The organism is Streptomonospora alba (assembly GCF_000826685.1).
Lineage (GTDB): Bacteria > Actinomycetota > Actinomycetes > Streptosporangiales > Streptosporangiaceae > Streptomonospora > Streptomonospora alba.
Genome location: NZ_JROO01000034.1, coordinates 56560 through 73778, shown reverse-complemented (window position 1 = coordinate 73778; position 17219 = coordinate 56560). Strand labels below are relative to the sequence as shown.

Genomic DNA, 17219 nt, shown 5'->3' with positions numbered 1-17219 from the left:
CAAGATTACCTCAGATTTCGATCGGAGGTAGCCGTGCCAAGGGGCTGTTGCGCCGACGCACGGTAAGACGCCAACGGCCACTGCAAGTGCGGGGATTGATCGACAGAATCCGGATCTCGCCGATGCACGGGATCCGGCGAGACATATCGGGGTCCAGGGCGGGGAACACCTCACTGACTGCCCGGAACAGCTCTGTTCCTGTTCAGAGGTCCGAGGTCGCCGTCTTTGTGGCTCCGCCGTGGCGGGTCAGGCGGGGGCGAAGGTTGAGCTTGACTGCGCCGCGATTGAATGCAACTTCGGTAGTCTTGCCCGCCCAGACGTAGGCCTCGCCCGGCGAAAGAGCTGCCATCTTGCTGGAGGTCAGGCCGTTGAGGGCGGCGTTGGCCTTCTGCATGTGCTTGAGCCAGGCCGGGGAGGTGAATTTGTGCAGGATCACGTGGTCGGACAGTTCGATCAGCTTGATCGGAACGGAGGGCGGATCCTGGCTGGCGACCAGGACGTTCGTACCCTTGTGCCTCATCTCGCGGACGGTGCTGACCAGTTCGTCGACCAAGTCCGGGTTGGCGATGTACTTATGTGCCTCGTCGAAGACCGCCAGCTTGTTGAACCACCCGTCGCTGGTGCGCGCCTCGGCGAACAGTTGCATGAGGACCACGAACAGGCCTAGTGCCTCGTCCTTCTCGATGAACTCGTCCCGAAGGTCGACGATGATGACCCGGCCGGGACGCACGAGGTCCTGGAGCCGGACGGAGTCGTCGATGTAGTCGGCGGCGAGGTCGAGACGTTGATGCGCAAGCTGTTTCAGGTTGTCGGACAGCGGAGAGTCATCGACCCCGGTGCGGATAGTCTCCAGCCGCAAGTCCCTGCGGTGGGCTTTCATGATTCGCTGCAACTGGCGGATGTAGGTCGACTGATTCCCGACCGCTCCCATGAGGAAGCGCCAATGCTCGGCCCGGAGCTCTACTGAGCCGAACTTCAGCGGTAGCACCTCGAGCCCAGGGTATTCGCTGCGGCGTTCGGTGAGCTGGTCCTCGGGCACCAGCATCACCATGTCGTCCAGCCCCCGCGCTTCCACGCCGTAGCGTTCGCGCAGGCGTTGGACCTGCGTCTCGTCATCGTTGGCCGCCACCATGCTGGTGAACTCCGGGGCGTAATCCAGGGTGGGGCTGTAGTGGAACACGATCGTCGCCAAGGGGCGAGGAAGTTCGTTGACTGGCGGTGCTGCCAGGGATGCGGCTTCGATGATGCTGCCCAGGGTGTAGCTCTTTCCGCCGCCCTGGACGCCGAAGAGGCTGATGGTGTGGGTCTCGTTGAGGTCGAGCGCGACACGTCGGCCGGCCGTCTCACCGATCACGCCGTACTGGGGGGAGGGCCCAGAACTTCCAAGGTAGGTGTCCGGCGGGTCGACCTGCTCCTTCTGGCTCGGGGCCGTGAAGGTCTGGTGTTCGGGAGCTGGTTCATCTGGCGCTAGGTTTTGTGCACTTTGGAGGGCTTGGCGCTCGGAACTTGCCTCAGGAGGTGCAGCAGTCGCTGAAGCTTCCAGAGGCGGTTCCACATCGGCGTCCCCTTCGTCGGCGTCATCGTCGCTCGGCAGCGGCTCGTTCGCGGGGATCTCGTGGGAGCGTTCGGGAGCTTGGAAGGCGGCGTCGGTGATCCGCGGCACCGTCAGGTCGAGTTGCGCCAGGCCGTCCGAGGTGGACTCCGGTGGAGCCGCGTGTGCGGCCGCAGGCTCTGTGGGGATGGCGTCCAGTAGTTCTTCGATGAGGTCTCGCCCGACGCGATGGAACTCCACTCCGCCTTCGGACTCGGTGTGAGTGCCGCCGCCGGCGAGGTCGAAGGTGAGTCCGGTGCGTGTGAAGCGCAGTTGGTAGCCCTTGTCGAGGCGTTCCAGGAGCCAGCGTGCCTCCTGGGCTGCGGAAGGGCGCATGGTGCGGTACCGCAGGGCCCGCATCAGGTACGGCTTGAGGAGGTCGCCGAGTTCGGCGTTCTTCACGGCGCGGTCCGGGCGGTCGGATTCGAGGCGGTGGGGATCGAAATGCTCAGCCAGCACGGTGGCGCTGCGGTCGAGCTGGCGGAGGACCGTGTCCTTGAGCTGCTCGTAGGCCTGCAGGTCGGGCAGAGTCGTGTAGCACTTGACCTCGACTAGCCGAACGGTGATGGTCCGGGTTCGCGCGTTCAGGCTGAACAGGGCGAGGTCGGTGCGCTGGAAATCGACCGTCGTGCCGACGGCGTCACCTCGGGCCTGGGGCTCTCGGTAGAGCTCCTGGTGCGCGTCCAGAGGCACGAGCACCTGATCGTCCAGCGCCCCCTGGTAGTCCAAGTAGAGCCGTGCCAGGGCGAGCCCCACGACTTCGGTGCGTTGATTGGCGGCGGTCGAGGCGAGCTTGAACGCGAGACGGCCCGACAGCAGCCGCAACTGGTCGAAGAACGTCGCTGTGTGGCGCGGCGCCACATTCAAGCCGTGCTGCCCCAGGACCGGCGTCAGCAGCGCCCGCATCTCCTCCACCGAGCGGGAGCTGACCACTGTGTGGTGCCCGAAGCCATCCAGCCCTTCGGCGTCGAAGTCGATCACATAGTCGGGCCGGCGAGTGTCGCCGGGGCTGTCGAAATACTCCACGCCCAAGCTGCGGTCCACGGTGATCACCCAGTCGCTGGAGCGGTGCGCCTGGTGCAGCAGAGTTTTGTCGGCGGTTGTGAGGCTGAGCGTGGTGCGGGGAGCGAGTTCGGTGCCGACTTGGCCGGTCGTCACCGCGGAGGAGGCGGCCGAGACGACTCGTGGCAGGCCGCACAGCAGGTCGGAGAGCTCTTCGGCGCCGGGAAGCGGCTCCGTGAGTGCGCTGCTGGGATGGCGCGGCTGCTTGTGCCAGACGATGTCGTCCTCGGTTTCGATATAGGTGACATCCACGTCTTGGCGTAGCCCATGCACCGGAGCGCCTCCCCGGTTGTCGGCTGGGGCGGTGTCGAAGCGCTCACCGCTGAAGGCGTCGCAGAGGAAGGTGATGTGCGTGTTGTGGGTGCTACTGGCAGCCCGGAACTCCTCCAGTGGACGTATCGAGACGGCGAGCTTCTGGGGTCGACCGCTGCCGCTGCGGGTGTAGAAAGCGTCGGCTCTGCCGTGCGTGGTCCATTGGCCACGCAAGAGCTGGCCAAGGGCCTCACCCGTAGTGGAGGCCTGGGGAGCCGTGCTGAACAATTGGACGTCGTAGCTCAGAGTTGAGGTGGCCGTTCGGCGCTGGAGCTCGACGAGCATGTCCGCGAGGTGTTCTCCGCGGCCGGGGTTGACGACACTGATGGACAGCGTGGTCACGTAGGGGTGCAGACGCAGGTACTGCTCGATGCGGTCGGCGAAGAGTGCGCCGGAGATCATCGAACCTCCGCCGTATGGCTCCGGCAGATCCAGAGACGCGGCGAGGTCAGCGAGGAGGCGCTGCGGATCGGTGGCGTCGGTGGGCAGGCAGACGCCCCAGTAGGGGGTCAGGTCGCTGGCTGCGATGGCAAGTTGTTCGCCGCCGCGCGGGACGACGAGGGGAAACCCGATGGGGGTCAGCGCCTGCAACGACCTGGCTGCGACAGCGACGTCGGCGTTGTCGTGAGCAGCGACGGCATCGAGCCAGTGCGGGCCGAGGTGGGCCCAGGCGACGAGCCACAGCAGTCGGAGGGGGTTGAGGGGGGCTACTACCGTGATGTCGCCATGGGCCTGGCTGGTTTCGGCGTAGGCGATCTGGATGCAGTCCAGGCGCAGTAGTGCGGCGACTTCGGTGAGCAGCCGCTGTGCCTGGTCGGGGGCGGCGCGTTCGGCTTGGGCGAGTCGAGCCTGCAACACCTCGGTGTAGGCCTCGGCGTATCGCTGCGCTGCAGGGCGCAGGCGGGTGAGGTCGCAGCCCTCCACCACCATCGCATCATCGCCCCGGATGAGGTCGAAAACCGCCCGCCGGGCCTCGACGAACGTCTGGATCTGCTCGTCGTCCTCCGCGAGCTCTAGCGAATCTTCGCTGGTTGCGCTTCCTGAATGATCGCTGTGGACCAGCAGGCGGCGGGGGCCGAGGTGGTCCGGCTCGGTCAAGATCTGTCGCTGCACCTCAACCAGCGCGGGCGCCAGTGGAATCTCCACTTGGCTGTCCAGGCCGAACCGGGCGAGGACGGTATGCCGGCCGCTGCCTTGGGTGGCCTTCCAGTGCACGGACTGGCAGGCCACATCTCGCCAGGGCCGGTTTTGGGCGGCGGCGGTGAATTGCAGGTCACGCAGGGCATGGGTGAGGCCGATGTGCTTGCGGGTGCGCGGAGGGGGATCCTCGTCGATGGGGTCGTCGTCCGCGACGATGTAGAACCGCTCGCTTTCGTTCGGCGGATGGTCCACACCGGTGGTCGGCTCGACCGGCAGTGGGATGCCTTCGACATCTTCGGGGAGGACGCGGATGTAGTGCCAGCCCGCATCGAGGTGGGTGTCCCGCAACTTCTTCAGCGTCACCCTGTAGGCCGCCTTCTTCGTCTTGGCGACCCGCACCGAGGCATAGACACCGGTAGGTCCGGCCTCGTCGGAGACCAGTTCGGCGGAGAATCGATGCAGTCCGGACACCGACCGGGGGTCGGGCTCCACGTTGAAGGAGATGGGCAGCTGGGCGGGGCCGCGGCTACCGGCGATCAGATACGGCCGGCCGGTGAGGGACTGCAAGACCGAGTGCTGAGCATGGTCCGGGCTGGTTCCTGCACGAGGCAACGCGGCGAGCTCCTCCACCGTGATGCGCACGTGGTCGCTGTCCACATTCTGCGGCAGCGGCCAGCGGTGGAAGGACAGCGCCCAATTGGTGCGGTCGACGACGATCCGGCGGGTCCAGGCCTGCGGGCTGTCCATACCTGTGCGGACGAGAAACTCGGCCAGACGGCTGCGGAATGCGGGCTCGGTGAGTTGGAGTTCGATAACCCGTTGACGTTCGGGCCGGTCGGCGCGGGTGAGGATCTCCATCTGCGCCAGATTGCGGGCGGATCGGGTGCGGACCTGGGTAACGTCGCGGAACAGTTCGAAATCGGGGATCAGGCCGAGTTCGAACACGGCGGCTCCTGCGGCCTCTGAGTCCTGGTCGTTGTGTTGGATGGTCAACAGATAGCGGCAGCGCGCGAGCGTATCGGCATGCGGCCATTCTTTGAGGAGGTCGAAGAGCTCCTCGACACCGAAGCGAAGCTGCTCGGGTAGGCCGGCCAGCAGTCGTTCTGCGAGTTTCGTATAAACATCTCCGAGCAGCACCTCCTCGAAGGTGGCTACATCGAAGGAGTCCTCGGCACTGGCTCGGTGTCCGGGCGGGATGAACACCAGCAGCGGCGGGCGGAGGTGCTCGCCATCGGGATTGCGTAGCTCGATGAGTTTGGTGCTGGACACCGCGAGCTCCGTAGGAACCTCTGGAGGCTCGCCGAGCACGTAGACCTGGGCGTCGTTGCTGACGGCGGCGCGGAGACGGCGGGACAACCCCACGGCGAGGCCCGTGTGGATCTCGGTGATGCGTGCACAATGTCCGGCCACGCGGTTCTGCAGCAGCGTGGCGAGACGGGGGGCCAGCGTCTGCTCCAGTGCGGCATCGAGTTCGTGATCGCTCAGCTCGCGCAGTCCGGTGCTCATGGACGGTCCTGTGGTTCTTTGTTCCGGGCCCGGTGTCAAGACTGGATGATGTATCGGGGGGAGATGGTCTGAGTGAGGTAGGCGTCCGACAGATCGGAATAGAAGCCGATCTCGCGGAGGCGTGCGGTGAAGGCGCGGGCGTTGTCCCGCAACGCCTCCTGGTCGGTGATGCTGGGACGGTCGAACCCGTCACCGGGGGGAAGCTGGTCGATGAACAGCCCGTAGCGGGTGCGGAGGATGTCCAGGAACTCGTCCACCCGCAGCGCGGCGGTGTGAAACCCGGCCGAGCCGCCCTCCCTCAGCAACGCGATCTGCAGCAGCACTTCCACCACTCGACTGTCTAGGGTGAACCGGCGTTGCCCGTTGCGCGGCTGGGTGAGCATCGCGCCGGGTTTGTTCTTGAGCAACATCGAGTCCAGGCATTCGCGGATGCGTCTGCGATGGAAGCCCACCCGCAGGTGCGTAACGATCTCGACGTAGGTGGTAAACGGGTCCAGACCGAGCTGCTGAATCTGATCGAGCGACGGGTCGAGGTCCTCGGCGTCGCCGCGGTTGTCGCCCAGTATCGTTTGCAACCGCGTCTCCGCGTAGGTGTCGCGGTCCTTGGTGTGGGCCGCCCCGAGCAGGGACAGCAGTTCCTGCACGGGCAGGACGCCGTCGGTGGGTTGGCGCATCTTCTTGCGTCGGATCAGGTGCCGGGCGAACTCGTCCAGCTTCTTCACCGTGAAACCAGCCTGCACGAACTTCGGGATGCGATCGAACCATGCTTCGGCGCTGCGCTCGGCCAGTCGCGCAGTGGCAGTGCCGGGCAGGTTCTGGACATCCAGGAAGAGAGCTGCGCCGGCTTCGGTGCGTTGCCCGGACACTTGGGCGGGCAGTGCCTTCAACAGGCGCAGGTGATACAGAGCGAGGTGGAAGGCGAAGAGGATCTTGACGTAGTCCACCAGTACCGAGCGGGGGATGAGCTCCTCGTGGAACAGCAGCCGCATCAGGTCGTCAGCTAGAAGATCGCAGGCGTCCTGCAGGAGCGGCGGGTGGTCGGGGTTGCGGCGGCTCTTGTCTTCGCGGTCGTGAATGTCTGCCTCGGCCGCCTCCCACAGATTGATGAGAGCCTGCGCTTCCACATCGATGGCAACGTCCGGACGCGCTCGACCGGTATGCGGGTCCACTGCAGCGAAGAAGAAGTCCTTGAGCAGCGGCAAGACCTTGGGGCCTTCGCGGGCGTGTTTGATCATCGCGTAGAGCTGCTCATCGGCACCATAAGGGCGGGAACGGCGAGCGTTGCGGAACCGATAGGTGAATCCATGCAACGGGCGCAATCCGGCCACGGATTGGGTGGGCTTGCCGCGATTGACCATGTCCAACAAGTGCGTCTCCACCCAGCGATAGGCGACCTCCGGGTCAAAGCCGGTGAACAGATGGGGATGCTGGGTGATGGTATCGACGAACTCGCTGACACTCAGGTCCTTGTCGCGGTGCAGCACACTCGGCGCCCCGCCGTACCACAGCCTGGGTAGCAGCCCGGTGAGCACCCGATCCATATCCAACTGGTGGAAATCGACATGGGTGACTCCGAGATGGCGAAACTCCTGATCAGAGCGTTTCAGTGCCATCACCGATCCCCTTCCTCGGCGTGCATCCGCAGACGCCCGTCGCCTTCACGGGTGACACGATGCAGGTCACCGTTGCCGGTCGTGAGCAGGATCTGCTGGTAAGGAGCAGCAGCGAGCTCATTCTTGAAGATCGCCAAGCCGAGGTAGAGCCCTTGCTGATCGGCGACGCCCGGAATGTAGCCGGCGCGCAGTCGCTCCAGAAGCTCGAAGAGGTCCAAGCGGATCTCCAGCTCCACACGTTGACCCGACTCGGTGTGGTAGGTCAGAACAAGACCGAGGGGCTGCTCTTCCAGATAGGGCGAAGGCGCCGGGGAGCGGACTTCCAGGCGGAACGCCTCGGCCGGGAACAGCCGATAGCTGCGGATCGTGCCCCTCGGAACCTGACGCACTTGCAGGGCCAGATAGTCACCCAGCCGCGTGGGATCCACCAGACCTTCCCCGCGGTTGATCGCCTGGACCACCTCCGCGCAATGCCGTCCCACTTGGTCACCGGCACCCAGGAACTCTCGGAACCGGCCTGCGGAGCGATACGTCAGGAGCCGCCGCGCGCGTTCGTCATCCACGCACTCGAAGTAGAAGCGTCGCCGCGCCGATGCGAGGTAGCGGCGGTGCTCGTCGACCTGAACGGTCCCGGGTACGCTCCCGCGGGCCAGCCGGTCGAACTGGGCGCTCAGCAACTGTGAGTCGTAGTCATCACGCTGGTCGACAGTCATCATCGCCGCCCCGGCCTCCGGCCCGACGTAGTCGAGCTGGCGGTCTAGCGCAGGGTCAGGCGCCTGTGCGACATCCACGTCCTGCAGAAGTGCCAACAACCGGTCCTGGGGTTGGGCAGGGCCGAGCCAACTGTTGAAATAGAAGCTCTGCACGATCGCTTCGGTGCTATCACCGCGGTATAGCTCCCGGATCTGTGAGCAGTTGCGTCCCGACGTCAACATGAAGGCCAGCGCCGAGCGCAGGTCGCGCACCGTGATGTGGTGGTGCCCACGTAGATGGACGAGCTCGTACAGTTGCTTCAAGCGTCGCGTGACCTGTGGACCTGCACTGGGATGAGCCAAGGTCCGGGCGTTGTGCGGCGCGTAGCACTGTGAGACCAAGGCGCAGGAGTTACACGCCTCCCAAAAGCGCTCGTGGGTCATTCGCCGCAGCATCCGGTCGAAGATGGCCTCATGGTCACCCCCCACGCCCTCGACGTCTGCGACCACGCTGCGCCGATTCAGATTGACTACCGCGACGCCATCGGCGTCGGGCTCACCGGCCAGCCCTGCGCGGATCCTTTCGGCCAGCCAGGCGAAACGTCCCTCGTGACTGGTGAGGAAATCGACCAATCGTCCTTCGTTGATGGCGATCAGTCGCGTCTCTTGGCCGTCGACCTCAGGGGAGTCTCCCGCGAACGGGGCGAAGAAGTCCCGCAATACCTCATCGTTGGCCTTCTCGCCTTCGTCCTGGCTGCCGTCATGGTTGGTGCGCAACCGCAGACCGCTGCGCAGGCGCACCTCCGCCCCGTTGGCGGACAGCCGTTCATCCTCGATCCCGTGCTTCTCGCGGGCAGTACTCACCAGGTGTTCGAGGAACGCGGTTTTGCCGTCTCCGGCGTTTCCGGTGACCACCACGAGCCGATGTTGGCCCGCGAAAACTGCCGGCTCCAACCGTGTGTCCAAGAAAGTGGGCACATAAAGCCCGTAGGGGTCTTCGCCTCGCGTTCCGGCGTTGCTGAGTGGGCTCTGGCTGTACAGCGACTGCAGGTGCGCGACGAACGGATTGGTGTCGTCAGGGGGGAGCGGTGAGGGCGGAGTGGTGATCTGCGGAGGGGGTGCATGCACCGCATCGACCGACTCCAAGGCGGCGAGGAGCTCGGCAGAGCTCGCGTATCGGTCCCCGCGCAGGGGCGAAAGCGCCTTCACCAATGTTGTGGTGAGGTCTTCGGAGAGCAGTCCGCGGCCGCTGTGCTCGGAGGGCGGGGCCGGCTCCTCACCTGCTGCGGGGTAGCTGGATTGGAATGGCCAGTCCCCGCCGGTGACGAGCTGATACAAGGTCAGCGCCAGGCCGTACACGTCCCGGTCGGTCAGGACCTCGGCACTCGGTGGGCCCGCGATCCGCATATCCGGCGGGGCATAACGGCTGGTGCCCCCTGCCCGGGACATGCTGGAGTCGGCGGTGACCGCGACGTTGAAATCCACGATCTTGCCGCCCTGGTCGGTCCACATGAGGTTCCGCGGCTTCACGTCGCAGTGAAAGACGCCGTTGCCGTGCAAGAAGACCAATCCGCGGGCGATGTCGATGCCGAGCTTGAGCGCGTCGGCCGCCCCCAATTGCCGCTCCTGCACCACCTCGGCGACATCCTTGCCGTCCAGATACTCGAACACCAGGTAGGGGGTGCCGTCGGGAAGGTAGTCCGCGTTCTCCGCCCGAACGACGTTGGGGTGGGGTTCGAGGCCGAGGAGGACCTGATACTCCTGCCGGGCACGTTCGGTCCACGACTCGCGATCTCGCAGCACGAGTTTGATAGCGCGGTCCTCGGCGGCGAGATTGTCGTACACCAGGTACACGGTGCCGAATCTCCCCGAACCGAGCTGACGCCGCACGGTGTACTTGCGGGTCAGCTGATGATCCGCGGACAGGTTCCGATAGTCGACACCCGACGGTGTGCTGTCATCACCCCGCCACTCGCCGCCACCCGCACCGGTGACACGGCGCAACGTCTCGGCGGCGTCGGCCGCGCTCGGGCGCCGGGCAGGATCCAAGGCACACATCCGCTGCAACAGCGTCGCCACCTCAGCGGGAACTCCGGCCGCCTCCATCACCTCCGCCGGCAGCTCGCTGCGCCGCGTCGCCTGGTCGGTGCTGCTCGTGAAAGGAAGCTCCCCGGTCAGGATCCGGAATGAGAGCATCCCTGCGGCGTAGACATCCGATGCACGGCCAAGGCCTTGCGGATGGTCCTGACATTCAGGAGCCACATATGCCGGGTCCAAAACGTCGGCAAGCCGGTCGACGACCGTGTGATCGCGCGGCGCCTCGGGGCGAGCGTGGTCGAAACCCGTCAGCACGGCCTTCCCACCGCCCGACACCAATACCGCCGCCGGCGACAGGGCGCGATGTAGCACCCGATGTCCGTGCGCGTGGCGAAGCCCCCGCAAGATGTCGTGGATGATCCGCAGTTTGGTGTCGCCGCCCAGCGGTCGCCGCGGATCGTCGAGCAGAAGCTGCAGCGACTCTCCTCCCACATCGTCGAGTACGAGCACGAACCGGCTCTCATCCTCAATGGGGAAGAACTCGCGTTGCCCGACGATGTACGGACTGCGGGGCATCGTCGCCAGCACCTCGTAAGCGTTGGCGATCGCCAGACGCTCACTCGCCCGCACATCCTCGGGCTGGAAGGGGTCGGCGCGATACACCCGCAGCAACACAGTCTCGGACGTCGGTACCGAGGGATTCTTCGCGCGGTACTCGGTGACCTCTTCCGTGCCGCCGAGGCGCTGTGACACCTCCCAGTTCCCGAACCGCTGCGGCCCGGTCGGATACTTCACCGAACCGGTCAAGGCCTGGATGATTTGATCGCCGTACGGCTGCAGGTCCCGAACCATCCCGGTACGCACCCGCGATACATCATCCAAGGTCGGGATGAGCTGAGCCAGACTCGTGACATCGTTTGCGTCCGCATCGGCGAGGTTGTTCGGATCCTCGAGTACCGCGTTGGAAGCGGTGAGGACCACGAGATGATCCACATACACCCGGCTCAACGCGGGCTTGGCCCGCTCCAAGAGACCCTTCACCGACCGCGCATGACCGCGCAGGGTGCGTACCGGCGAGCCGAACGGCGCACCGTTCGTCGGGAACCACCGGCGGCCCGCAACCCGGATCTTGCCCCGGAACCCTTTAACCTCACCCAGTGCCACAGAGTGGCCGGTCACCACCACAAGGTCAATTTCCCTGCTCACGCCATGGATAGGGAACTCGACGTTGTGCAGAACCAGCCATTCGTGCGGACCGTGGTCACGCAGATGCTTGATCGCAGCACGCTCAGCGTCGTTAACAGGGGGACCGCCGCCGAGGATCTGCGCCATCGCTATCCCGCCGTCTCTCGTACCGCTTCCTCAACCAGCGACAAGGCCTCATCCTCCCGCATATCGGCCTCATCGCGCCACCGATATGCCTGGCGCACGGTGTCCGCGATCCGCTGCCGGTCCTCGGGAGTGCACTCAGGGACAGGGAGACTACGGAGCAGCTCTGGGTGATATTCCTGCTGTTTGCCACCCACGCTCATCGATCGAAGGATGCGGAAGGCGACCTCAGACCGGAAAAACGCGAACAAGTAAGCCCCAGGGAAGCCCTCATCCTTACTGCGGACACGTAGGAAGTCTTGACCAAAGGCGTGCTGGAGCCAATTCCCGGTGACTAGGATAGAACGGCCGTATACTTCGCGCTCTCCGAGGGTGCCATGTGCAGCCACTAGGACGGTTTCGTCCGGCGGACGGATATCCGACGGAGCCTGAAGCGGGTTGATCCACCTGCCGTATGGACGTGACCAGAACGCCTGGCGCTGGCCGATGAGCCGCACACCTTCCTTCGGAGTCGCTTCAACTCTTTTGAACCGTTTCCCTGTACTGAGCAAGCCGCCTGCACAGAGATCCCCCAGAGTGACATGGGGCACAGACCCAAGTTGTGACAGCAGCGCCCTAGACCTGGGCGAATAGTTGAGTGCGCGAAACGAACGACTCCGAAGACTTCGGACCGAGAAATCCAGATCCCGCCGGTGACCATGCCAGTTGAAATTGATGAGGTCGGCCATCCCTGCACTCCGAAACAGATCCTCGGTCGCACTAACCAGATTCGCCTGAACCTGTGACCGCAGCTTCAGGGACTGCTGCATCAGGCCGTCGACCTTATCCTCGAGTTCGGCACCGAACCGCGGAATCGGAATGTCGGCAACATGGCGAGCTTCAAGATGCTTGATGCTGGTGCCGTACACCCGGCTCTGCACGATCGGCTTTCCGTAGGGACTGACTAGGAAGGCGTACAGGTAACCTGCCGGGATCCGATTCGTGTCGGGCACCACCCGCATGACGTGTTCGCTGCACGCCTGGCCGTCCATGTCCGGCCGCGAGCAGGTGATGCGCCCTGCGGACATTCCAGAGCGAGTGATCAGTGTCCAGCCGGGCTCCAGCGCCAGGTCTCGAGTCTTGGTGAAGGAGTCCTTGGTGATCATTGGAACGTGGGACAGGTCGGCCTGGAAAATGGCCGCGCTACCCAGGAAAGGCACTCCGTGCTCTTGGTCAGTGGTCCAGTGTCGGCTGGAGATACCAGGATGGAAGATGCGTTCGGACACCTCGGCCAGCGGCATCGTGCCGGGCATGCGCTCCAGAGCCTTACCGGCCTGGAACGCTTCGGAGACATACGGACGCGGGTCCAACCGGAGACCCTGTTCGGCCAACCAAGCAGCCTTGACGGGGGTGTGGATGTCCGCGATCTTCACTGTGCCGCTCCCGGCTCCGGGTACTGTTCGCGGAATCGGTGGTAAGCGGCCGCGATCTCTGGAAGGTCGTTGTCTACCACCTTCTGCTTGCGCACCAGGGTGCGTTCCACTTCCTTGCCGCCGATGCGGAGGCGTTCCTTCTCCGTTACGTCTTCCACGATGGGTGAACCGTCGGGACGACGCTTGTAGACCACCTTTCCTCTGCGGTCCACACCGACCTTCTCGGCTACGGCCATGAAGACCGGGTAGTCTTCGACCTCGCTCCGCATGATCGATGCCTTCTTCTCTTGGGGCGTCTTCTTCTTCAGGAAGAGCAAGCTGGTCAGAATGTTGACGTTGGCCTCCACAATGAAGGTCTCGACCGGTAGCTCCACACTGGCCAGCACCCAGCAGTGGTCCAGGATCCACTGGCGAATCGCCTGGTCGTTGGGACCAGGATTGGAGAGGATGCCGTTGGGCAGCACGATGCCCACCCGGCCTCCCGGGCGCACCCACTCCACGGCCCGCTGGATGAAGAGCTGCTCGGGCGACGCCGAGGACAGCGGCTTGTCTCCGGCTTCCAGCTCTCCGGTCTCTTTGTTGCGTGTCCACGACTGTGCGACCCCGTCCTGGAAGGGGCGGAGGATCTCCTGGTCCTCGATCTTGATGTCAGTTCCGAACGGCGGGTTGGTCATGACCACGTCGACTTCGAGATCTTTCCGCGAGGGCAGTGGTATGTGCTGCAGCGCCTCGCCGGCATCGGGATAATGGCCGCCGGGGAACGCCAAGGAGTCCATGTGGAAGATGTTGCCTGCCCGGCCAGTCGAGGCCATCAAGCCCATCTTGGTAGCACGCACGAGGAACTGGTCGAAGTCGGCGCCGAAGACACACTGTTCGGTGTATTCGCCCAGACGTTGCTGATGGGCGAGCACCTGCTCCTCGGTGTCGGGCGATCCCAGTGTTCCCTCTTCCGCCCGCCAGCGATTGAGTTGGTGACGCGCCGCCTCCCGTAGGAACCCACCGGTTCCGCAAGCTGGGTCCAGGACACGCTCGCCTTCCTGGGGATTCAGGATTTGCACCATGAGCTCCACGGCTCCCGAGGGCGTGAAGTACTGGCCCCGATCTCCCCGTAGGTTGGTTCCCACCAGCTCCTGATAGGCGATCCCTTTGGCGTCCATGTCGGTGGCCGACAGGTCATAGGTGGCGAGCTCGCCGACGATGAAGGCAAGGGCACGGGGCGACAGCTGGACCACATCGCTGTCGTCGAAGAGTGGATACTCCTTCTTGACCTCACTGAACAACCGCAGGATCCGATCCTGGATCGCTTGGCGTCCTTCCTCGGTGAACGGCTCCTTCGGCAGGACGTAGAACTCCGGAGGGCGATGGTCTCGTCGGCTGCTCTGCTCATCGTGCATCTTAGTGAAGAGCAGGTAGAGGAACTGTCGGAATGCGGCGTCCTTGGGCATGCCCTCGTTGCCGTGGATATAGTTGTGGCAGCGGCGGAAGGCTGTTTTGAGCATCTCGCGCTCGCCCCGTCGCAGCCGAGCAGCGGAGGCGACGCTGCCGCTCTTGACACTGTCGTCTGCCAACGGCCAGTCGATGCGGTCGTCGAACGTGGCGCCAAATTTTCCCGACTTTTTCTCCCGGAAGAAGAAATCCAGCCCATTGGTCCACAACCCGTACTTGACCTGCGGGGTTGTCTCCGTGCCCAGTAGTGTTTCCAATTCCTCCATTTCCTGCCGTGCCTGGTCAAAGGTGCGGAGCTTGGTCGCCGACCGGCCCTGGGGCGGCTCTGGTTTGCAGATCACCACCCGCTGCAGATTTTCCAGTCTGTGGTCCGTCTCGGGCGCGAAGATTGCGATATCGGCGCGCTTGGTTCCGCGCCGGGTCCCCTCAAGCTGGATGGGGATGGGGAAGTCGCGCGCCATGTCATCGACCGAGATGCCGTATTCGTGGAACAGAGCCCGGGCAATGCGCTGGCGCACGACCTCCTTGCCCTTGAGCTTGACGGGCTTGTTGGTGATGTAGTCGATGGTGTGCTCGTCGTCCAAGGAGTGAATAGCGTCATCCTCGGCGGCCCTGTCCCCCTCTGGTCCACCGATGTCCAAGCTCAACTGATCCGACTCCTTCATCCGTACCTTCGCCCCTGACGATCGGCCACTGGCATCTCTTGTATGACTCACGTGTTACCGAATCCTATGGCCCGTCAGGCGGGCGATCCGCCTGGTAACCAGCCGGAGTCCCATTGGGGAGGCGGTACGGCCGCCCCGGGGCGCAGGACGGCATCACAGAGCACACGTCGGAGAGCGTAGGGGCGGAGCGTGGGGGGCATGTGGGCGTCAGAGCCCGTGGGCAATACAACACCGCTATCACCCTGCTGCTGGCCCTTGGGCGCCGACACACTCCCCGATGCAATCCGCAGGGTCTCCGACGAAGTCTCCTAAGCAGCCCTGCGATGATGCCGGTCTGGGCGTCCTAGCGCGTGTCGCCTCAACGATGCCTGCGCCAGCCAGCAGTCTCGATTCTCAGGCGGCCCACTTGCCACGTCGGGATTTGGCGAGCCTGTCCTGTTCGATCTGGTGTGTGATCTCGGGCCAGGCTGCCGGCAGGGGCGCCGCGGCGTTCCAGTAGCCATGGAAGTGCCGCACGACCGAGCTGACACCAGGGGATGCGGTCTCTCGGGGGATTGTGGCGAGGACTCGTCGGGTTGCTGCCCCGGCACCGCGGGATGTCGGGGAGATCCCGTGGCCCAGCAGCAAGGTGGCGGTGCGCAGCGCGTCCAACACCCCCGAAGGGGCAGAGTCGGCGAATCCCCCATAGATCAACTGTGTCCAGGGCAGGTGGGAACGCGCCCATGCAAGGCGTTCCAGCCCCGAGCCCAGGTCGATGGCGGCGCGCGTCGGCTCGTCGGCGTTCCACAGCAGCACGATGTCCCCGATCGTTTCGCCAACGTGCTGGAAGCGCAGCGTCGTTCCACACACCGCGCCGCGGCGCCAGACGGTCAGGTCTCCGAGGATCGAGATGTGGCGAGCATGCAGGCCGATGGCCGAGAGCACGCTGATCCAGCCGTCGATGGCGTCGATGTAGGCGGTGATGTCCGTGATCGGCTCGACGCGGGAGACATTGATGAAGGACGTCGTGAAGCCGTCACGGAGCTCGCCGGCGGCGTCGCGGCGGGCGGTGAAGCGCACAACCGGTTGCGGGATGAACCCCTGCCGGTAGGTGCGTGTGGTGCCGTCCTTGAGCAGCGGGTCGAGGGCTTGGACTGCGGATATGGTTAGGTCGGTCTCGCGTCCCCACCGCAGAGGGAGGCAGCGGTCGCGTGCCACGCCTTGGCGGACGAAGGCGTCTTCGATGGTGGCCAGCAGTTCGTCCCAGGTGGGATGCCGGCGGGGTGGTCGGTACGGGCTGGCCCGGTCGGCGTGCTCGACCCGAATACGGGGACCGTCAGCGGCAATGTCCCAGCGTGGTCCGAGTCGGCGGCGCAGCAGGTGGGGGAAGCGGCCGACGTCGTGGGCGGGCGTCATCGCCTGGCGGCAAGCGTCTGGAAGTGGGCGTGGGCATCGAACCGTTGTCGGCCGATCTCCTGGACCTCGGTGGGTGACAACGTTTCTGCCTGCTCGATGGCCGTGGCCAGCGCGCGGGCGGCGGTCTCGTCGTCGGCTTCGGGATCGACCGTGCTCACCGCCCCGGTCCGCGGGCACAGGGCCGCGTCGGCACAGGTGCCTTTGTCCCACGCAAGGGCTGCCACCGGGGTTCCGGCACGCAGCGCTTCGCCGAAGACGGCGGCCCCGGCCTCGATGTAGTCACGGGCACCGGTGTAGACGAGCACTCCCGCTTGGCTGAACGCGGCCGTCTTCGCCGCCCCGCCGAGCTCACCCGCCCACGACACATGCTCTGCGGTCAGCAGGGTTCGATGGCGTTGCAGGTAGGTGTCATCGAAGACGGGGCCGACGAGGCGGATATGGCGCGTGAGGAGTTGAGCGGCGCGCACGGCCACGTGGGGTGCCTTCTCGGCGTCGATGCGGCCGACCCACACCAGGTCGGTGCCGCGGGTAGCCGGCGGCTCGGTTTCATCAGCGCCGGCGTGCACGGCACGTTCCTGGATCGGTTGGTGGTCCCGGTAGATGCCCATCATCTGAGGCGAGTAGCAGTACAGGCGTCGGCGGTGACCGTCGAAGGCATCGCGAACGTGGGAGAATGCAGGTGCGTGCTGGAACGTGGCCACCTCGCACCCCAGCTGATCGGCCGTGCGGCGCCACGCAGGCAGTGACGGGTACTCATGGCCGACAATGAGCAGGTCATAGCCCGTATCACGCAGGACCTTCTCCTGGTGGGAACCCGCAGCGGTCTCTTCCAGACGAATCGGGTGGATGGGCCAGTCGTCGCCGAGATCGTCGCGCCAGCGCGGGCCGAGAAGGTGCACGTCGGCGCCTGCGGCACGGGCGCCGAGGGCCGTGGCCCACAGCCACCGCTCGATCCCGCCGTAGCCCTGGGGCGGGAAGGCGTAGGTGCCGGGGAAGTCGCAGACGCCGACGAGCACGTG

7 protein-coding genes are annotated in these 17219 nt (G+C 65.1%); all 7 read right to left on the bottom strand.

The window, feature by feature from the left end:
* Positions 1-202: 202 nt before the first annotated feature.
* Positions 203-5611, bottom strand: coding sequence for a methylation-associated defense system ATP-binding protein MAD8 (mads8, locus tag LP52_RS18205; protein WP_040275243.1), 5409 nt, complete (start codon positions 5609-5611; stop codon positions 203-205).
* 35 nt (positions 5612-5646) lie between these two features.
* On the bottom strand, positions 5647-7224 hold the full coding sequence (mads7, locus tag LP52_RS18200) for a methylation-associated defense system protein MAD7 (RefSeq protein WP_040275242.1): 1578 nt from the start codon (positions 7222-7224) through the stop codon (positions 5647-5649).
* The gene (gene mads6, locus LP52_RS18195) at positions 7224-11285 is read right to left on the bottom strand and encodes a methylation-associated defense system protein kinase MAD6 (RefSeq protein WP_040275241.1); all 4062 of its coding nucleotides are present in this window, start codon (positions 11283-11285) and stop codon (positions 7224-7226) included. The genes mads7 and mads6 overlap by 1 nt, the downstream gene beginning before the upstream one ends.
* A gap of 2 nt (positions 11286-11287) precedes the next feature.
* Entirely contained in the window at positions 11288-12694 is a 1407-nt protein-coding gene (gene mads5, locus LP52_RS18190; protein ID WP_040275239.1) for a methylation-associated defense system restriction endonuclease subunit S MAD5, read from the bottom strand.
* On the bottom strand, positions 12691-14787 hold the full coding sequence (mads2, locus tag LP52_RS18185) for a methylation-associated defense system DNA methyltransferase MAD2 (RefSeq protein WP_202966138.1): 2097 nt from the start codon (positions 14785-14787) through the stop codon (positions 12691-12693). Before mads2 ends, mads5 begins: the two co-directional genes overlap by 4 nt.
* A 411-nt stretch (positions 14788-15198) precedes the next feature.
* Positions 15199-16200: a hypothetical protein gene (locus LP52_RS18180; RefSeq protein ID WP_157036380.1), complete on the bottom strand. Its 1002-nt coding sequence runs from the start codon at positions 16198-16200 to the stop codon at positions 15199-15201.
* Positions 16197-17216, bottom strand: a complete 1020-nt coding sequence (locus LP52_RS18175; protein WP_040275237.1) for a glycosyltransferase — start codon at positions 17214-17216, stop codon at positions 16197-16199. Before LP52_RS18175 ends, LP52_RS18180 begins: the two co-directional genes overlap by 4 nt.
* Positions 17217-17219: the final 3 nt, after the last annotated feature.